This is a genomic window from Polyangiaceae bacterium (assembly GCA_015075635.1).
In the GTDB taxonomy this organism is placed as follows: domain Bacteria; phylum Myxococcota_A; class Polyangia; order Polyangiales; family Polyangiaceae; genus JADJKB01.
The window spans coordinates 2,659,442-2,677,510 of the sequence record JABTUA010000001.1; the positions used below are offsets into that span (position 1 = coordinate 2,659,442).

At 68.3% G+C, this 18,069-nt stretch carries 14 protein-coding genes; all 14 read right to left on the reverse strand.

Features of this window, described 5'->3' with window-relative positions; all coding sequences use genetic code 11:
- Window positions 1-57: 57 nt before the first annotated feature.
- The 14 genes from pnp to rpoN all read right to left on the reverse strand — a co-directional run bounded on the left by pnp (window position 58) and on the right by rpoN (window position 18,044).
- Window positions 58-2,307, reverse strand: coding sequence for a polyribonucleotide nucleotidyltransferase (pnp, locus tag HS104_11995; GenBank protein MBE7480690.1), 2,250 nt, complete (start codon window positions 2,305-2,307; stop codon window positions 58-60).
- 183 nt (window positions 2,308-2,490) lie between these two features.
- Complete coding sequence (rpsO, locus tag HS104_12000; GenBank protein MBE7480691.1) at window positions 2,491-2,760, reverse strand: 30S ribosomal protein S15; 270 nt, start codon at window positions 2,758-2,760, stop codon at window positions 2,491-2,493.
- 166 nt (window positions 2,761-2,926) lie between these two features.
- Window positions 2,927-3,496 (reverse strand): hypothetical protein, encoded by a 570-nt coding sequence (locus HS104_12005; protein MBE7480692.1) that lies wholly within the window; start codon window positions 3,494-3,496, stop codon window positions 2,927-2,929.
- 121 nt (window positions 3,497-3,617) lie between these two features.
- Window positions 3,618-4,436, reverse strand: a complete 819-nt coding sequence (locus HS104_12010) for an SDR family NAD(P)-dependent oxidoreductase (protein MBE7480693.1) — start codon at window positions 4,434-4,436, stop codon at window positions 3,618-3,620.
- A 1,321-nt stretch (window positions 4,437-5,757) separates the two neighbouring features.
- Window positions 5,758-7,560 (reverse strand): hypothetical protein, encoded by a 1,803-nt coding sequence (locus HS104_12015; GenBank protein ID MBE7480694.1) that lies wholly within the window; start codon window positions 7,558-7,560, stop codon window positions 5,758-5,760.
- Complete coding sequence (locus HS104_12020) at window positions 7,544-9,076, reverse strand: hypothetical protein (protein MBE7480695.1); 1,533 nt, start codon at window positions 9,074-9,076, stop codon at window positions 7,544-7,546. The genes HS104_12015 and HS104_12020 overlap by 17 nt, the downstream gene beginning before the upstream one ends.
- Window positions 9,073-11,310, reverse strand: a complete 2,238-nt coding sequence (locus tag HS104_12025; GenBank protein ID MBE7480696.1) for a bifunctional metallophosphatase/5'-nucleotidase — start codon at window positions 11,308-11,310, stop codon at window positions 9,073-9,075. Before HS104_12025 ends, HS104_12020 begins: the two co-directional genes overlap by 4 nt.
- Before the next feature lie 209 nt (window positions 11,311-11,519).
- Window positions 11,520-13,298 carry a phosphoenolpyruvate--protein phosphotransferase gene (gene ptsP / locus HS104_12030; protein MBE7480697.1) on the reverse strand — a complete coding sequence of 593 codons (1,779 nt, stop codon included), beginning with the start codon at window positions 13,296-13,298 and terminating at the stop codon, window positions 11,520-11,522.
- A gap of 2 nt (window positions 13,299-13,300) precedes the next feature.
- Entirely contained in the window at window positions 13,301-13,576 is a 276-nt protein-coding gene (locus HS104_12035; GenBank protein MBE7480698.1) for an HPr family phosphocarrier protein, read from the reverse strand.
- Window positions 13,573-14,511 carry an RNase adapter RapZ gene (rapZ, locus tag HS104_12040; GenBank protein MBE7480699.1) on the reverse strand — a complete coding sequence of 313 codons (939 nt, stop codon included), beginning with the start codon at window positions 14,509-14,511 and terminating at the stop codon, window positions 13,573-13,575. Before rapZ ends, HS104_12035 begins: the two co-directional genes overlap by 4 nt.
- Window positions 14,508-15,569, reverse strand: coding sequence for an HPr(Ser) kinase/phosphatase (gene hprK / locus HS104_12045; GenBank protein ID MBE7480700.1), 1,062 nt, complete (start codon window positions 15,567-15,569; stop codon window positions 14,508-14,510). Before hprK ends, rapZ begins: the two co-directional genes overlap by 4 nt.
- 2 nt (window positions 15,570-15,571) lie before the next feature.
- The gene (locus HS104_12050) at window positions 15,572-16,039 is read right to left on the reverse strand and encodes a PTS sugar transporter subunit IIA (GenBank protein MBE7480701.1); all 468 of its coding nucleotides are present in this window, start codon (window positions 16,037-16,039) and stop codon (window positions 15,572-15,574) included.
- Between the two features lie 47 nt (window positions 16,040-16,086).
- Entirely contained in the window at window positions 16,087-16,518 is a 432-nt protein-coding gene (gene raiA, locus HS104_12055) for a ribosome-associated translation inhibitor RaiA (GenBank protein ID MBE7480702.1), read from the reverse strand.
- Between the two features lie 41 nt (window positions 16,519-16,559).
- Window positions 16,560-18,044, reverse strand: coding sequence for an RNA polymerase factor sigma-54 (gene rpoN, locus HS104_12060; GenBank protein MBE7480703.1), 1,485 nt, complete (start codon window positions 18,042-18,044; stop codon window positions 16,560-16,562).
- Between the last annotated feature and the right edge of the window lie 25 nt (window positions 18,045-18,069).

An 18,069-nucleotide genomic window follows, 5' to 3' on the forward strand; every position in this document is an offset into this window, starting at 1 on the left:
GGCGCCGGATTGACGCTTGACGCTTCAGTCGTCCGCTGAGCGAGACGAGAATCCCGCTCAGCGCGGGCGCGGACGGTCGCCGCCGCGGCGGCGGTCGCCCCCGCGGTCACCGCGATCGCCCCCGCGGGGCGGCCGGCCGCCACGATCGCGGGACGGCGGACCCGCCTCGCGCGCGCGCTGGATGCGCTCGCGGGCGGCCTCGCCCTCCTCGCCCTCCGGGAACGGCAAGAGCTCGCGACGGGTGAGGCGCGTCTTGCCTTCGCGGTCGATGCTGATGACCTTGACCTCGACGGTGTCGCCTTCCTTGAGCACGTCGCCGGGGAACTCGACTCGCTCGTGCGCGATCTCCGAGACGTGGAGCAGCGCCTCTTTGTTCGGAAGGATCTCGACGAAGGCGCCGAAGTCCACGATGCGGGTGACCGTGCCCTTGTAGACCTGGCCGACCTCGGCCTCCGCGGTCAGCCCCTTGATGATCTCCAGGGCCTTCAGCACCGCCTCGGAGTCGGAGCTCGCCACGTTCACCGTGCCGTCGTCCTCCACGTCGATCGCCACGCCGGTCTGGTCGACGATGCCCTTGATGGTCTTGCCGCCGGGTCCGATGATGATGCGGATCTGGTCCGGCTTGACCTTGATGGTCGTGATGCGCGGCGCCCACTTGTTGATCTCGGGGCGGGGCTCGGCCAGGGTCGCCAGCATCTTGCCCAGGATGTGCAGGCGGCCTTCGCGGGCCTGCTCCAGGGCGCGCTCGAGGATCGAGCGCTCGAGCCCGGCGATCTTGATGTCCATCTGGATGGCCGTCACGCCGCGATCGGTGCCGCAGACCTTGAAGTCCATGTCGCCGAGGTGATCCTCGTCGCCGAGGATGTCGCTCAGGATGGCGACCTTGTCGCCCTCCTTGATCAGACCCATGGCGATGCCGGCGACGGGCTTTCGGATCGGCACGCCGCAGTCCATCATCGACATCGTCGCGCCGCACACCGCGGCCATCGAGCTCGAGCCGTTCGACTCCAGCGTCTCGCTGACGATGCGGATGGTGTACGGGAACTTCTCGTGGCTGGGGATCATGCGGACGACCGCGCGCTCCGCCAGCGCGCCGTGGCCGATCTCGCGGCGACCGGGACCGCGCATGGGCTTGGTCTCGCCGGTGCTGAAGGGCGGGAAGTTGTAGTGGAGCATGAACGGCTTCCACGACTCGCCGGTGAGCGCGTCGATCTTCTGCTCGTCGGTCGAGGTGCCGAGCGTCGTGGTGACGATGGCCTGAGTCTCCCCGCGCTGGAACAGCGCCGAGCCGTGCACGCGCGGCAAGAGCGCCACGTCGCAGGTGATGGGGCGGATGGTCCGCTCGTCGCGGCCGTCGATGCGCACGCGCTGCTCGACCACCATCTTGCGGACGACGACGTACTTCCGCTCCTCGAACTCCTCCTTGACCAGCTTCTCGACGCTCGGCCACTTCTCCTCGCCGAGCTCCGCCTTGAGCTTCTCCGCCAGCGCCTTCTTGAGCTCGCCGTAGCGGTCGTAGCGCTTCTTCTTCTCCTTGATCACGCAGGCCTGGGCCAGGTCGGCGTCGACCAAGACCGCGACGCGCGCCTTGATCGCCTCGTCGAGCTTCACGACCGAGAACTCGCGCTTCGGCTTGCCCACCGCGGCCCGGAGCTTCTCGATCAGCTCGATCACCTTCTGGCCCTCGCGGTGCGCGAACATCAGCGCGTCGATCAGATCGGCCTCGCTGCACTCGTCCGCACCACCCTCGACCATGCAGATGGCGTCCTTGGTGACCGCGACGACCACGTCGATGTCGGCCTTCGCGCTCTGCTCGAAGGTCGGATAGGTGACGAGCTCTCCCTCGACCCGGGCCACGCGAATGCCGCACAGCGGGCCGTCCCAGGGGATGTCCGAGATGGCCAGGGCCGCGCTGGCCCCGGTCAGCGCCAGGACGTCGGTGGGGTTCGCCTTGTCGGCGGAGAGCACGGTCGCGATGACCTGCGTGTCCTTCTTGTAGCCCTCGGGGAAGAGCGGCCGCAGGGGCCGGTCCATCAGGCGGCAGGCCAGGATCTCGTAGTCACGCTGGCGCGCCTCGCGCTTGAAGAAGCCTCCGGGGATCTTGCCTGCGGCGTAGGTCTTCTCGACGTACTCGCAGGTGAGCGGGAAGAAATCGAGGCCCGGGCGCTCCTCGGTGGAGGTGGCGGTCACCAGCACCATGCTCTCGCCGTAGGTGACGAGGATCGATCCGTGGGCGAGCTTGGCCAAGCGGCCCGTTTCGAGTGTGAGCTGACGGCCACCAACGGTGACGGATTCACGTACGTACATTTTCAAAGCGCCCCTTTCTTGGGCGAACGCCCGCTGCGTGCGGGTCAACGCCGATTGCGAGCGCCATTACCCCTTCAGCCTCGGTTCCTGATCGCGACACGCTCTTGGGTCGCGCGCACGAGTCGAAGATGAAGTCAGGCGCTGCAGCCGGAGAAAATTTGCGGCTCTTGGACTGACCCGCGCTCACTTGCGCAGGTTCAGCGAGGACACGACCTTGCGATAGCGATCGACGTTCGACTGCTTGAGGTAGTCGAGCAGGCGACGACGCTGGCCGACGAGCATGAGCAGACCACGACGGCTGTGGTGGTCCTTCTTGTGGGTCTTGAAGTGCTCCGTGAGCTGCTCGATGCGCTGGCTCAAGAGGGCGATCTGCACCTCGGGGGAGCCGGTGTCCGAATCGTGGAGCCGGAAGTTGGTGATGACGCGCGTTTTCGCGCCGGGCTCTAGCGGCATGACGACCTTTCCTCTGGATTAAAGTCCGCGGAGTATACGCGCGAAGATCGGCCGGTCAACGGGATCGCGGGCCAGGGCAAAAGCGCGGGAAAAACGCCAAAATGGCCGGAGCCCGGCTCGGCCGAGGCCGCCCGGGCTCCGCGGGGGCCCAACGGGCCCGGGGACGTCACTTGCCTTCGACCACGTGGCAGCCGCCGCAGCCGAAGCCTTCCTTGGTCTCCGGGTTGAAGGCGGGGACTCCGAGCGCCGCGGCCATCTCGCCGGTCACCTTCTCCATCATGAACTTGGTGATCTTCTCGTGCTTCTTCAGGTGCTTGGCGAAGCCGTTGGTGCGGTCGAGCTTCGGGAGCTTGGCGTTCGGCATCTTGAACTTGCCCTCCTTGGCGCCAGGCCCGTGGCAGGTTCCGCAGTTCACGTCGGCGAACTTCTTGCCGTCGAACTCCTTGAGCAGCGCGCCCAGCTTCGGCACGACGACGCTCTTCATGTGCTCCTTCTTCTGCTCGTCGTTCATGTCCTTCCAGGCGGCCTTGGCGGGCTCTTCCGGCTTCTTCTCCTCGGGCTTTGCCTCCTCGGGCTTCGCCTCCTCCGGCTTGGGCTCCTCGGGCGCAGCCGTCTCCGCCGGCGCGGGCTCCGTGCCGCCGGCCTCGGGCGGCGGGGTCGCTCCGCCACAAGCCACTGCCAAACCCACTGCTCCGGCCATCGCGGCCACCACGAAGCTTCCGTGAACGAAACGCATGCTCTCTGACCTCCGAGCGGGCTTTTCCCAAGGCCCCGCAACGTTGGCAAGACAAACCTGCCGGTCCGGACCGGCCCAAGGACGCGCGAGCAGGCTCTCGGGACGCCGGGCGCGTCGGAGCTCAGCTCGCGCCGTTGTCGCGGCGCAGCGACTCGAGCGAGGCGCGGTACTCCGCCGCCACCCGCGACGACGCGAAGGGCTCGGGTGCGACGTTGGACAGCGCCGCGAGCACCTTCCAGACCACGCCGGGCACGTGCAGGTACTTGCGCTGGCGGAAACCCTCGAGCCCAGAGCGAGCACAGCGGTCCACCGGCATGAGCCAGCTCCTGAGCGAGTTGAAGCGCTCGCCTTCGGTCATCTCCGTGGCGATCCCGCCCGGCGCGAAGGTGGTGATGGAGACGTTCTTACCCTGGAGCTCGTGGTACAGGCTGCAGCCGTAGTGCACCAGGAACGCCTTCGTGCCCGAATACGCGGCCTGGTAGGGCACCGGTGAGAGCCCGGCCATGCTCGACACCAGCATCACCCCCCCGCCCTCGTTCTGCTTCTCCAGATAGGGCAAGAGGTGGGTGGTGAAGCGCACCACGCTAGTCACATTGGTCGAGAGCATGCGCGAGAAGCCATCCCAGCCGAGCTCGTGCCAGTCCCCGAAGTGGGTGATGCCGGCGTTCAAGACGGCGCCGTAGAGCGGCTCGCCCTGGGTCGCAGCCTCGCACACGCGATCGACGTCGTCGGTCTTCTGCAGGTCCGCCGTCAACGTCAGCACCTTCACGCCGGTGGGCTCGAGCTCCTGCTTGAGCGCCTGGAGGCGGTCCCCGCGCCGCGCCACGGCGAGGATGTTCGCGCCGTGGTCCCGCGCGAGCTGCCGAGCCATCTCCTGCCCCAGCCCGGAAGAGGCGCCCGTCACCAGCACCCAGCGACCCCGAAAGTCCATCGGCTTCATGGGGGCGGGACTTAGCATTTCTTTTGTTTGCGCTCCGCTGAAGACCCGGGCGCCTCGCGACCCTTCCCACCGGACGAACAGCCGGCGCCCGGATTCGCCGGGTTTTCTCCCTCCGCTCACTCTGGCGGATCGTGATCTGATCTTGCCAAGACCCAGGACGTGGTGGCGGGCTCGGCCTCTGGCCTCGTGTTCGCTCCGCGGGGTACCCCAACCGCCTCGCGACTTTTCCCACCGGACGAATAGCCGGCGCCCGGATTCGCCGGGTTTTCTCCCTCCGCTCACTCTGGCGGATCGTGATCTGATCTTGCCAAGACCCAGGACGTGGTGGCGGGCTCGGCCTCTGGCCTCCGTTCGCTCCGCGGGGTACCCCAACCGCCTCGCGACCCTTCCCACCGGACGAATAGCCGGCGCCCGGATTCGCCGGGTTTTCTCCCTCCGCTCACTCTGGCGGATCGTGATCTGATCTTGCCAAGACCCAGGACGTGGTGGCGGGCTCGGCCTCTGGCCTCGCGTTCGCTCCGCGGGGTACCCCAACCGCCTCGCGACTTTTCCCACCGGACGAATAGCCGGCGCCCGGATTCGCCGGGTTTCTCACGCGGGGACTCTTCTCGCGTCCGCTCACCCCCGCGACGTCTGGCGTCACTTCCGCACGGTCGAAACAGCCGGCGCCCGGATTCGCCGGGTTTTCTCACGCGGGGACTCTTCTCGCGTCCGCTCACCCCCGCGACGTCTGGCGTCACTTCCGCACGGTCGAAACAGCCGGCGCCCGGATTCGCCGGGTTTTCTCACTCTCCTCTCCTTGGCAGATCGTGATCTGATCTTGCCAAGACCCAGGACGTGGTGGCGGGCTCGGCCTCTGGCCTCGCGTCTTCCCCCGGAGGCCTCGCGTCTTCCCCGCGTCTTCCCCCGGAGGCCTCGCGTCTTCCCCCGGAGGCCTCGCGTCTTCCCCGCGTCTTCCCCCGGAGGCCACGCGTCTTCCCCCGGAGGCCTCGCGTCTTCCCCCGGAGGCCTCGCGTCTTCCCCCGGGGGCCTCGCGTCTTCCCCCGGAGGCCTCGCGTCTTCCCCCGGAGGCCTCGCGTCTTCCCCCGGAGGCCTCGCGTCTTCCCCCGGAGGCCTCGCGTCTTCCCCCGGAGGCCTGGCGTCTTCCCCCGGAGGCCTGGCGTCTTCCCCCGGAGGCCTGGCGTCTTCCCCCGGAGGCCTCGCGTCTTCCCCCGGAAGCGTCGCGTCTTCCCCCGGAAGCCTCGCGCTTCGCGCCTGAGCCCCTCACGGCCTTCCCCCTTCCGCGCCTGGCTCTGAAGCCCGAGCCCTGCCCGCCTGCCGCCTAGAACCTGGCCTGCATCGCCAGCCCGTAGCCCACGAAGTTCGGGCTGATGAAGCTGCGCAGGAGCACCGTGCCGCTCGGATCGAGCTCGAGCCGGGTCATGTTGTTGTCGCGGCGGAACTGCATCCAGCCGATGGCGCTCATCATCGGGGAGATGTCCCACTTGAGGCTGCCGCGTGCCTGCAAGATGGGCACGCGCTTCTCGCCCGCGGGCAGGAAGGCCAGGTTGCCCTGCTCGCGGACCACGATGGTGCGCGAGGTGTCCTGACCGAACAGGTCCACGCTCTCGCTGCGGAAGGTGGCAGGATTCTGCAGCCCAGCGCCGAAGCCCGGGGTCAGGTGCAGGCTCTCGATGAAGTAGTCCACCGAGGCGGCGAAGAAGGTCTCGTTCTCGGTCTTGGCCGCGTTCGGCAAGGTCTGGAACGGGATGAAGCTCGGTTGGTTGCGCAGCACGAAGGGCAGATCGCGGTAGATGGCCGAGAGGCTGGTGCGCAGGTAGCCGAACTTGATGTTGGCCTGCACCGCCGCGGCCCGCGCCAGCTGGATGTCGGTCGCGCCGGGCACGTCGAAGTCCTTCAGGTTCTGGTGCAGCTGCGTGGCCTCCGCGGAGAGCGCCCACGAGAGCTTGCCCGGCTCGTACTTCTCCTGCTTGAACTGCTCGAGCGGCGCGTTCGGATCGTTGCGGTAGAGCAGGAAGTCCGCCGAACGCGGCACGGCCATGTCCTGGTGCAGCACCGCGCGGCCGGAGAAGCCGTAGGTGAAGACGCGCTTTCCGAGCACGTCCGGATCTTCGAAGCGCCCCTGCTGGAAGTAGCCGGCGCCCACGTCCACGTGGAGCATCTCAGCCACGTCAGCGCCCGCGCCACCCAGGAAGCCGTAGTTCGTCTCGGCGACGCGCACCGTGTCCGTGGTCGAGCCTTCGCCGGACCCGCCCTCCACGATCCGCTGCTGCACCTCGATGATGCTGGCGGTCTTGAAGCCGCCGAAGGCGTACCAGCCCTTGCCGTCGTACTGCAGCTTGGCGCCCGGCGCGCTGGCCTGCAGGCGCGGGAAGATCGACTGGTTGAGGCGGCCGTTCGTGCCGCCCCAGGTGATGTCGTACAGGTAGCCGAGCCGGAAACGATCCGTGTCGATGGGATACAGCGTGAGGCCGAGGCCCTGCGGGTTCTTCGCGTCTCCGCCGGTGCCGTAGAAGACGCGCAGGTAGGTGCCGGCGTCCTCGAGCACGCGGTTCACGTTGTTCGACTGCGATGCCAGCTCGGTCATGTTGACACGCATCACCAGCGCGGCCTCGGTGTCCACGTTCTCGGCGAAGCCAGGCAGTCGGCTGTAGAGCACCAGGTGCGAGACGTTCTCGCGACCGGAGAAGCGCGAGTTCAAGTTGTCGAAGAACAGGCGGTACTGCGGCCGATCGCCGACGCTGGCGTTGGGCGAGAGCGGGAAGGCCTCGCCGGTCTTGTGCAGGAAGTCGTCGTCGCCGAAGGTCCAGGTCAGACGCGTGTCCACGAAGGGCGAGTAGGCCTGCGCGCGCGGCCCAGCGCCGGGCTTGGGCTTGTCCGGCTCCGCCTTGGCCGCCGCCGGCTCGGGCTTGACCTCGGGCGCCGCCGGCGCCGTCGCCTGCCGGGCCGGTTGCTCCGGCTTCTTCTCCGCCTCCGGCGCTTCCTCGAGTTTCACGTCCTCCGGCTTCACCGGCGGATCGCCTTCGGGCTTGGGCTCGGGAGCCGGCTGGGCGCGCAGGGTCCCGGTCAGCGAAAGCGCTGCCGCGAGCCAGAGCGTCGTCCGGAGCTCAGTTCGATGCTTCATTCGGGTCATCCGTCGTCCTTGGGGAAACACACGCGATCTGCGAGCTCACGGGAGCCTTGGGGCCGTCTGCGCAGGCCTTCTGCGACATCTCGCTGCACACCAGGTCGTCGCCGCAGCGGGCTTCGATGGTCCAGTTGAGATCGCCACCGCTGAAGTTGCGGAGCGTCCCGCTGAGCGAGGTGATGGGCTTGCCGCGCATGCTCACCGGGTCGAAGCCCGGGATGCTGCGCGTGTTGATCTGGATGCTCTTCGGGCCCGGCAGCACCACGCGGTAATTGCCGCGCGAGACGAAGCCCGTCCACTCCACGCAGTTCGGCTCGGCACCGCACGCGTTGGCGCAAGCAGCCTCGCAGGAGCCCTTGGTGTCGAAGTCGATGAAGCCGGAGCCGTCCAGATCGCAGCTCGAAGCCGCGTCGCTGAAGATGACGGGGGGCGGGGTCGCGCAGTCGTTCTGCCCGGGAGCGAGGGCGACCTCGGGAGGGTTGGGCCCGAAGAAGGCGCCGACGGTCACGTTCTCGACCCGCACCAGCGCGCTCTCGATCTTCTCCATCAGCCCGGCGTCTTCCGTGGCGTCCGGCGCGATCACGGTGGGCTCGGGCACGCGACAGGGTCCGTCGCCGGGGTCGGTCGGCGTCGGGAAGCGCCAGGCGTGGCGCTCGAACGAGGGGAACGACAGCTCCGTGAAGCCGAAGAACTCGACGGCGGTGCCGGTGAGCTTGGTGATGCGATCGCACACCCGTAGGAAGGGCGGCGTGTTGAAGGTGAAGGCGAAGATGTGGTTGTAGCCGAGCGTGTCGCTCAGATCCGTCGCGTAGAAACCGTCCGCGGCGATGCGCGTCACGATCAGCTCGGCGGGGAGGTCGGTCTTGACCTCCACCGACTCGAGCTCGTACGGGCTGGTCGCGCCGCGACCCTGCACGTCCCCGAGCCGGGGCAGCTCGAAGCGCACCGGCTGCGAGACGCCCGCTGCGAAGGTGCCGGGACCCTCGGAGTCGTCGTTGGCGAAGGCGCAGCCGGGGTCCTCCGGGAAATCGACGTTGCCGTCGCCGTCGTCGTCGCTGCCGTTGGCGCAGGCCGGAGGCTTGCCCGGATCCTCCGGGACGTAGCCGATGTCCTCGGCCCAGATCCGCGTGGCCCCGCGGGCGTTCCTCACGATTGCCCGGTGTGCATCGGGCGGCGCTGGCGGGCACTCCGCAACGCCGTTCAGGAGCAAGACGTTGCGCCCCGAAGCACACGGACCGGCGATCTGCACCACGGTGCCCGGCACCGCCGAGACGCGCGCGAAGCCGTTGAAGCCCGTGTCACGGGTGCCGTCCGGGCGCAGCGCCTCGACGATGAAGCCGAGATCGACCTCACCGGCAGGCAGCGGCAGCGGCGGCGCGGACGGGTCGATCGGCGCGCCGTTCACGTCCGTCACCACCACGTGCAGGCTCTGCGTGCGCTCCGGTTGGTCGAGCTTTTCGGTACATCCGGCGCATGCGATGCCCAAGAGCAGCGTCGTGGCGAGCCCCTTCATTTGCCCACCATCTGCACGCGGCCGTCCGCGAAATTGCCGAGGTTGCGGTCCACGCAGCCGAGGTACTTGCACTGTTCGCCGCCGACCTGGCAGGCGTCGAGCTTGGCCGAGCAGGTGGCGACCTGCACCGCGCTCTCCGGGTTCTTGCAGGCGGCCGCGTAGAAATCGGCCACGCTCTGGCGGCAGCCGCCCACCACGCAGCGCCCCTGGCCGCCGCAGCCCCCGTTCGAGACGCAGGTGCCGTCCGGCAGCTGCCCCGCGTTCGCGGCGCACGCGCACACGTAGCCCGCGCCCACGCTGCTGCAGTCCGAGTCCACGTCGCAGGCCTTGAGGCCGTCGTCGCTGGAGTGCTCGGGCTTCCAGCCGCAGGGCGTGCCGCCGCGTACCCAATCGATGAGCGCGTCGCGCTGCTGGATCTTGGTGTCGAGCTGGGTGGTGTTGCGCTTGAGCACCACGAAGCCGCTGCCACCCTGGGCCAGGTAGGTGCTCGTCGCCAGCTCGTAGGAGCCCGCGGAGTCGATGGGCGTGAGGCAGCGGCCCTTGCCGCTCTTGTCCAGACGCCCGAGATCGCAGGCGTTGGGCTGGTTTCCGCAGTCCGCGTCGCTGGCGCACGGGGTGTCGGTCGAACCGATGTAGATGCGGTCCGCGCAGGCCTTGATCACGCACGCCCCGGCCAGACACTCGTTCGAGGCGCACTGCTCGTTCGCCTGGCAAGGCTGCGGCTTCTGGGTCGTGCAGCCCTTGCAGTTGATGACGATCCGGGCGCCGGCGATCTGCACCTGCGTCGAGCAGCCACGGCTAGCCGAGCGCCGCGCCACGAAGTCGAAGAGCTCCTGCACCTCGGAGCCGGAGAGCTGCATCTTGGTGATGCTGTTGTCGAACGGGAAGATGTTGAACATCTGCTCGACGGTGACGGGACCCGGGACCAGATCCGCGCGGATGCCGGTGGTGTTGGTCAGCGAGAAGTCGGTCTCGATGCCGAGGCGCCGCCACATGGCGCTCGAGATCAGGTTGCCCAGCGCCGAGTCGCCGCCGCCGGTACCGAAACGGCGCGCGCCGTCCGGCGCGTAGCCGACCAGCAGGTCCAGGTCGACCAGCGCGTCCAGCCCCTCTCGGTACGGCTCGAGCACCTCCGCCACGGCCCGATCCATCGGCAGGTCGTTGGTGATGGGGGTGATGGTGAACTGGTGGCTCGCCACCTCGAAGCCGTTGATGGGATCGTAGGCGAACTCGAGGTCGTCCGGCTGATTGCTGAAGATCACGTCCAGGCGCCCGACATACTTGCTGAACGCGCCCGAGTGGTTGAGCAGCACCCGCCGCGGGTTGCAGTAGCGCCGCACCGGGTGCCCGTCCGCGTCTTTCAGGTAGATGAAATGCTGGCCGGTCTCGTCGGCTCGGCCACAGTCCTCCACCGTCTGCGGGGGCTGGAGCACGATGTGGTTGTGGCCGCCCAGCACGACGTCGATGCCGGTCGTACCGCGGATCATCTCTTGGTCCGAGGTCAGGCCCAGGTGGGTGACGAACACGATCACGTCGACCAGCGGCCGCAACAGGTCGATGTAGGCCTGCGCGACGTCGATGGTCTCGAGCGGGGTGATGCCCAGGCGGCTGGGGCGCTCGTAGAGCGACGACATGCTCGACAGGTTGCCCATGCCGATGACCCCGACCCTGAGCCCGCGCACGTTGAAGGTCGTGAACGGCTGGAGCACGTTCTCGAGCCCGGGGCTCACGGGGTTGTCCGGATCGTCGAGCAGGTAGTTCGCCGCCAGTACCGGGTAGTTCGCCCACTTGTAGAGCTGCGTGCGGGCATTGAGCGCGCCCTTGTCGAACTCGTGGTTGGCGATCACCTGAGCATCGATGCCCATGGTGCTGAGCGCGCGGATCTCCGCCTCGCCGTCGTAGAAGTTGAAGACCGGCGCGCCCTGGAAGCAGTCGCCGCCGTCGATGTGCAGCACGCGATCGCTCTTCGCGCGCTCCCGGGCCACCACCGATGCCATGCGCGCGACTCCGCCCACGGTGGCGATGGAGTCCGCGGCGCCCAGGCCCAGGCTGGCGTCGCTCTGGGTGATCTGCAGGGCGTAGGGGAAGAGCCGCGAGTGGATGTCCGCGGTGTGCAGCAACGTGAGCTTGGCCTGTCCGTTCAGGCGCACTGTGGGCGGGTTCTCCGGACAGCCGGAGAGGGAGGCTGCGCACAGGAGGGCGAGCACGAGGGACAGGAACGCTCGCCAGCTCATCGAACGACGGCCATTACCAAGGCGGCGCGGTGGTGCCAAGCCCGACTCGACTTCCGCCCTCTTGGCATGGGCAGATCACGATCTGCCCTCGAAGCCAGGACCCACGAGAATACCGGTGGGCGGCTTCGCGACACCGGCGGGGCCGGCTCACACACCCGCTGTCAGATGGGAGGCTTCGCCGGACGCTCCCGGAGCGCCCCGCCGACGAGTCATGCCCGCTCGATCAAATCCGCGAGCCGATTCGCCACTGTCTCCCTGAGCAGAGCGTCGATCTCGCCGGCGGTGGAGAGGGCGAGCACGCGCTCGGCGACCTCGCGGGCCTCGGCCAGACTGAAGCGGCAGAGGGCGGCCTTCACCGTGGGGATGGCCGCTGCCTCCAGCGAGAGCACCCGGATCCCCATGCCGACCAGCAGCACCGCGGCCATCGGATCGCTCGCCATGGCGCCGCACACGCTGACCTCGCGGGTCGCGCCCTCGCCTGCCGCGACCACGCCGCGGATCAAGCGCAGGATGGCCGGATCGAACGGCGTCGCCAGGTAAGCCAGATCCGGGCTGCCGCGATCGACCGCCAGCGCGTACTGCACCAGGTCGTTGGTGCCGATGCTGAGGAACTCGGCCTCGCGCGCCATCTCGCTCGCCATGATGGCGGCGCTCGGCACCTCGACCATCACGCCGAGCGGGATCCGGGCAGCCCTGGGGTGGCCGGCCCGATCGACTTCCGCGATGGCGCGCTCGAGCAACGCGCGCACGGCGCGGAGCTCCGACAGGCTGGCCACCATCGGGACCAGGATGGCGATGGGACCGTGCACCGAGGCGCGCACCATGGAGCGCAGCTGCGCTCCGAAGAGCTCCGGGCGCGCCAGCCCGAGCCTGACCGCACGCAGCCCGAGCGCTGGGTTCATGTCGGAAGGAACCTGGAAGGCCGAGACGAACTTGTCGCCCCCGATGTCGAAGGTGCGCAGCGTCACCGGCTGGGACCGCATGGCCTCGACCACGCGCCGGTACACCGCGTATTGCTCCTCCTCGCTCGGCGGCTCGCTGCGATCGACGAACAGGAACTCGGTGCGGTAGAGGCCGATGCCTTGTGCGCCGTGCTGCAGCGCAACCTCGGCCTCGGCTGGAAGCTCGATGTTGGCTCGGAGCTCGATGGTCACCCCGCAGCGCGTCGCCGCAGGCCGGTCGCGCTCCACCAGCATGGCCCGAGCGGCCAGGCGCTGGCGCTCGACCCGAGCCAACGCTTCGGCGACGGTGGCCTCGTCCGGCTCGACGATGACCCGGCCCTTGTTGCCGTCCACGACCAGCCGATCCCCGGTGCCGACCTGGTCCATCAGGCCCCGCACGCCGACCACCGCCGGGATCTCCAGGGCGCGGGCCAGGATGGCGGTGTGGTTCGTGCGTGTTCCCGCCTCCGTGACCAGCGCGCGCACCCGATCCCTGGAGAAGCTCGCGGTCTCCGCCGGAGACAGGTCGCGCCCGATCACGATCGCCGGCTCTCCCAGGTCGGGCAACGCCGGCGTTCGCGGCTGGCCGCCGAGGGCCATCAAGAGGCGATCCCCCACGAACTCGACGTCGTGGCTGCGCTCGGCGAGGTACGGGTCCTCGGCGAGCCGGAGCTGCTCGGCCATGCGGCGTACGGCGCCGTCGAGCGCCCACTCGGAGCATTTGAGCTCCCCCCGCACCTGCGCCTCCACCTCGGCGCGCACGCTCTCGTCCTCGACCATCAGGATGTAGGCCTCGAGGATCGACGACTCTGCGCGGCCTCGCGGCACCCGCTCTGCGACCTCGCGCAGCGCGCGCGCCGCGCTGGCCACCGCGGCGTCGAAGCGCCGGAGCTCCTCGCCGACCTGCCCGCGCTCGATGTGAACCCGTTGCACTCCGGGGCGTTTGGTGTCCACGACGACCGCGCGGCCCACGGCCAGGCCGGGCGAGCCGGCGATGCCTTCGAGTATCAACGAGCCCGCTGGCGGAGCTGGTCCCGAGTCGCTCATGTTCACTCCCCCTCCCCGAACAGTCCCTCGATCAAACGGCCGATCTCGTCGACCGCCTCCTGAGCGCGATCACCCTTTGCCTCCACGTCGAGCGCCGACCCTTGGGAACCGCACAGGAGCAGCACGCCCATCACGCTCTTGGCGTTGGCCATCTGCCCCTCCCGCGACACGCTCACGTCGCACGGGAAGCGCGAGGCAGTCTGGACGAGCTTCGTCGCCGCACGCGCGTGCAGCCCCAGTCGGTTCCTGATCTCGAATCTGCCGCGCGCTTCCTTCAAGCCGAGCCCCCCTCGCCCCCCCCGGGACGCTCTTCCAGCGTAACCTTTTCGACGTCTCGATGCACGACGTCGATCTCGCGCCCGAGGCTCGCCGCGAGGGTCGCCGCAAGGCGCTCCGCGATCACTACGGAGCGGTGCCTGCCGCCGGTACAGCCGAAGGCCACCGTCAGGTAGCTCTTGCCCTCGCGCTCGAAGCGCGGAATCGCGAACGCCAAGAGCTCGCCCACCTTGTCCAAGAGCAGCTGGGTCTCGGCGTTTTCCAGCACGAAGGCTCGTATCCGCGGGTCGGTTCCCGGCAGCGGCTTGAGCTCGGGCACGAAGAAGGGATTGTCGAGGAAGCGCACGTCGAGCACGAGATCGGCGTCCACGGGTGCCCCGTACTTGAAGCCGAAGGAGACGAACCGCGTGTGCATGCTGGGCACGCCCCCTGCCCCGGGCCCGAACAGGTCGAACACCGAGCGCCGGAGGTCGTGCACGCTCAGCGTCGTCGTGTCCAGGATGCGCGTGGCGCGTGAGCGCAGCGGAGCCAGGCGCTCGCGCTCGATGCGGATGCCGTCGAGCACGTCGGTCGCGGTGCTGTCGCCGTCGGCGTCGAGCAGCGTGGCCAGCGGGTGCGGGCGGCGCGTGCTGGAGAAGCGGCGGAAAAGCGCCGAGTCGGAGGCGTCCAGGAACAGCACGGAGAGCTCGCGCCCCGGCTCGACGATGGCGTCGATCACGCTGCCGATGTTGTCGAGGAAGCTGCGCACGCGCACGTCCACGCCGAAGGCCAGCCGCCGGAGGCGGCCCTCTTCGAGCGCCTCGATGGTGGAAGGCAGCACCGGCGGCGGCAGGTTGTCCACGCAGAAGAAGCCGAGATCCTCCAGCGCGCGCAGCGCCGTCGACTTGCCCGCCCCGGACAGCCCAGTCAGCACGACGACCAGCGTCGCGCCGCTCATTTCTTCCGCTCTCCCAGCGGCACCACCGGCGGCGGCGCGGAGCTCTCGGTCGCTCGCGGCGCGCGGCCGGGCAGCGGTGGCAGCGAGCTCTCGGTGGCGCGCGAGGTCTCGGCGTCCACGCGCTCGATGAACTCGCGCGCCGGGTTGTGTCCGGCCTGCCTGAGCAGCTCGTCGCGCGCCGCGATCTCGATGATCGAGCTCATGTTGCGGCCCGGGCGCACGGGCACCAACACCTCCCGGACCGGCACCCCCAGGATCTCGCGAAAGTGATCTTCGATGCCGAGCCGGTCGTAGCCCCCCTGCTCACCGTGCGAAGAGTCCAGGTGCACGACCAGGTCGATGCGCTTGCGCTCTCGGACCGCGGTCACGCCGTAAAGGTCCTTGATGTTCAGGATGCCGAGCCCGCGCACCTCGATGTGATGGCGCAGCAACGTCGCCGGCTGGCCAAACACCATCCCGGGTGGTTTGTAGTCGCACTCGATGACGTCGTCCGCGACCAGGCGGTGGCCGTGCATCACGAGCTCCAGCGCGCACTCGCTCTTGCCGATGCCGCTCTTGCCCAAGAGCAAGACGCCGACCTCGAAGACGTCGACCAGGACGCCGTGGATGCGTGCGCGCGGTGCCAGGCGCTCGTCCAGGAGGCTGTGGATGGCCGTGATGGCGCGCGACGAGCGCTCCTTGACCACGCACAGCGGGGTGCCGGTGCGGTGCGCCTCCTCCACCAGGACCAAGGGCGGGACCACGCCGCGGGTCACGATGACCAACGACAGCTCGAGCTGGAACAGGTGTCGCGCGGCGCCGCGTTGCTGCTCGGCAGGCAGGCTCTCGATGTAGGAGATCTCGGTCTCGCCCAGGATCTGGATGCGGGTCGGGACGATGCCGTGCGGGTGGCCGACCAGCGCGAGCCCGGACTTCTGGATGCGCGGGTGATCGACCAGCCGATCCAGCCCGTTCGCTCCGGCCACCACCGACAGATCGAGACTCAAGTCCGCGTCCCCGACCAACGCCCGCACCGTGAGGGAACGGGCCGCGTTGTTCGGAGGCTCGTAGACGGTCATCTCTACCTGGGATCGGTGTCGTGGTCCGCGATGAGCTGGAAGGCTGCGGCCGAATCGCCGGACTCGATCAGGCGGCGGCGCATGTCGGAGTCGCGGAGCAGCCGGGAGATCCGCGCCAGCGCCCGCAAGTGCTCGCCGGTGGCGCGCTTGGGCCCGACCACACCGAAGATGATGTTGACGTCTTCGCCGTCGATGGAGTCGAAAGCGACTCCTTTGGGGCACAGGATGAGGGCGGCTGCCTGACCCGGCGCGCTGTCGACCGCTGTGTGGGGGATGGCCACCCCGTCACCGATGCCGGTGCTCTGCAGCCGCTCGCGTTCGGCGAGCGCCTCCTCGAGCACTTGTTGGTCCGAGCCCACCACTGGCGCGATGAACTCCGCCAGGAGGCGCAAGGCTTCCTTCTTGTCCGATACCGTACCCGAGGCATCCACATGGATGCGTTGGGCGGCGAGCATTTCGCTTAGGCGCATGGGGCTCCGCGCTCTGCCAGCGTTTCCGAAAGGAACGCCGGTGTGGGTTACGAGCGAGTCTTCTTGGCTTTCGTTCCCCCGGTCTTCTTGGTCGTGCGCGTCACCTTCTTGGCGACGCGCTTGGCGACGGGCTCCGCCAGCGGCGCGGCCGAGGCTACGGTGCTCGACTTGATGGATTCCCGGCCGCGCTTCTTCTTGGCCTCGGCGGCGCCTTTCTGGCCGCGGATCTGGCGCTCGAGCTTGTCGATGACCTTGTCGATGGACCCGTACATGTCCTCGCTCGCCTCCTTGGCCTCGAGGTGCGCGCCGCCGCTCGAGATTCGTGTCTCCGCGATGTGCTTGAGCCGGTCGATCGACAGAGTCACCTTCGCGGTCATGGGCTGCCGCAGGAATTTCTGGAGCTTCGCGACCTTGTCGTTCGCATAGGTCTTGATCGCCTCACTCGTGGCCATGTGCCGGAAGGTGATGCTGATGTTCAAAGGGAACCTCCTGGATCGCTGATCTAGACTGATGGTGCTTTTCAGAACAGGCGCTTGCGCTTGCTGGACGACAGGATCCCGAGCATCTCGCGGTACTTCGCCACGGTGCGGCGGGCGATCTTGATGCCCTCCGCCTTCTCGAGCAGCTCGACGATGGCCTGGTCGGAGAGCGGGTTCTCCTTGTCCTCATCGTCGATGATCTTCTTGATGGCCTGTTTCACGCTCTCGCTCGCGATGTCGTCTTCACCGACGCGCCGGATGCTGGAATTGAAGAAATACTTGAGCTCGAACAAGCCCTGCGGCGTGTGCATGTACTTGTTGGTCGTCACCCGCGAGATGGTCGACTCGTGCATGCCCACGGCCTCGGCGACATCCCGCAGGATCATCGGCTTCAGGTGGGCCACGCCGCGCTCGAAGAAGTCCCGCTGCTTGTCCACGATGCACTCGGCCACCTTGATGATGGTCTTGCGCCGCTGCTCGATGGCGCGGATCAGCCACTGCGCGTTGCGGAGCTTCTCGCCGATGAACTCCTTGGCGGTGGGGTCCTGCATCAGCTTCTTGGTCAGCGCCTCGTTGATGAACAGGCGCTGGACGCCCTTGTCGTTGTCCATCACCCGGAGCTCGTCACCGTCCTTTACCACGTAGACGTCCGGCGTGATGCCGATGGCGCGATCGTCCGTGTCGGTGAAGTTGCGGGCAGGACGGCTCTCGAGCTTCTGGATCTCCTTGGCCGCCTCGTAGACCTCCTCGACGGGGATCTTCATCTCCCGGGCGATGGCCTGGTAGTTGTGCTTCTCCAGATGGTGCAGGTGGCTGTTGATGATCTCGGTCTCGATCTCGTCGAAGCCGATGGCCTTGGCCTGCACCAGGAGGCACTCGCGCAGGTCGCGTGACGCGACGCCGATCGGGTCGAAGTTCTGGATCAGCTCCAGCACGTCCGGTGCGTCCTCAGGGTGGAGGCCGGCCTCTTCGGCCAGGTCCTCGATGGTCAGATCCGGGGTGCGCGTGCCGTCCGGGCGCTCTACTCCCTTCAGATCCAGGTAGCCTTTCTCGTCCAGATTGCCGATCACGAGCTCGGCGAAGCGGCGCTCCCCTTCGGTGAAGTCGCTGGTGGTGAGCTGCCAGAGCAGGTGATCCTGCAAGCTGCGGGGCTTGGTCAGGTTCTGCTCGATGGGAGGGAGCTCGTCGAAGCCGCCGCGATTGCCCGGTACGGGCTGCTGTAGCGTGCGGTTCTCCAGGAATTTCTCCCAGTCCACCTCCCGGGCGGCCTTCTCGTTCTCGCGGGAGTCAGGCCGCTCGTTCACCGCGCGCTCGAACTGCGCTTCGTTCGCCTCGGTCCGGGCCCGAGCCTCGCTCGGTCCGCGCCCGTCGGCCTCCTCGTCCGAGAGCACCGGGTTGTTGTCGAGCTCCTTGCGCACCTCGTCGATGAGCTCGAGCCGGCTGAGCTGCAGGAGCTTGATGGCCTGCTGCAGCTGCGGCGTCATGACGAGCTGCTGGGACAAGCGGAGCTGCTGCTTGATTTCCATGGCTTTTCGAGAAGGGGGCCCCGGC

Bases quoted from the DNA above. Each gene is read 5' to 3' on its own strand.
- HS104_12015 (MBE7480694.1), bottom strand. From the start codon at position 7,560: ATGAAGCATCGAACTGAGCTCCGGACGACGCTCTGGCTCGCGGCAGCG.
- HS104_12010 (MBE7480693.1), bottom strand. From the start codon at position 4,436: ATGAAGCCGATGGACTTTCGGGGTCGCTGGGTGCTGGTGACGGGCGCC.
- HS104_12005 (MBE7480692.1), bottom strand. From the start codon at position 3,496: ATGCGTTTCGTTCACGGAAGCTTCGTGGTGGCCGCGATGGCCGGAGCA.
- pnp (MBE7480690.1), bottom strand. From the start codon at position 2,307: ATGTACGTACGTGAATCCGTCACCGTTGGTGGCCGTCAGCTCACACTC.
- rpsO (MBE7480691.1), bottom strand. From the start codon at position 2,760: ATGCCGCTAGAGCCCGGCGCGAAAACGCGCGTCATCACCAACTTCCGG.
- rapZ (MBE7480699.1), bottom strand. From the start codon at position 14,511: ATGAGCGGCGCGACGCTGGTCGTCGTGCTGACTGGGCTGTCCGGGGCG.
- HS104_12050 (MBE7480701.1), bottom strand. From the start codon at position 16,039: ATGCGCCTAAGCGAAATGCTCGCCGCCCAACGCATCCATGTGGATGCC.
- HS104_12025 (MBE7480696.1), bottom strand. From the start codon at position 11,310: ATGAGCTGGCGAGCGTTCCTGTCCCTCGTGCTCGCCCTCCTGTGCGCA.
- hprK (MBE7480700.1), bottom strand. From the start codon at position 15,569: ATGACCGTCTACGAGCCTCCGAACAACGCGGCCCGTTCCCTCACGGTG.
- rpoN (MBE7480703.1), bottom strand. From the start codon at position 18,044: ATGGAAATCAAGCAGCAGCTCCGCTTGTCCCAGCAGCTCGTCATGACG.
- HS104_12020 (MBE7480695.1), bottom strand. From the start codon at position 9,076: ATGAAGGGGCTCGCCACGACGCTGCTCTTGGGCATCGCATGCGCCGGA.
- ptsP (MBE7480697.1), bottom strand. From the start codon at position 13,298: ATGAGCGACTCGGGACCAGCTCCGCCAGCGGGCTCGTTGATACTCGAA.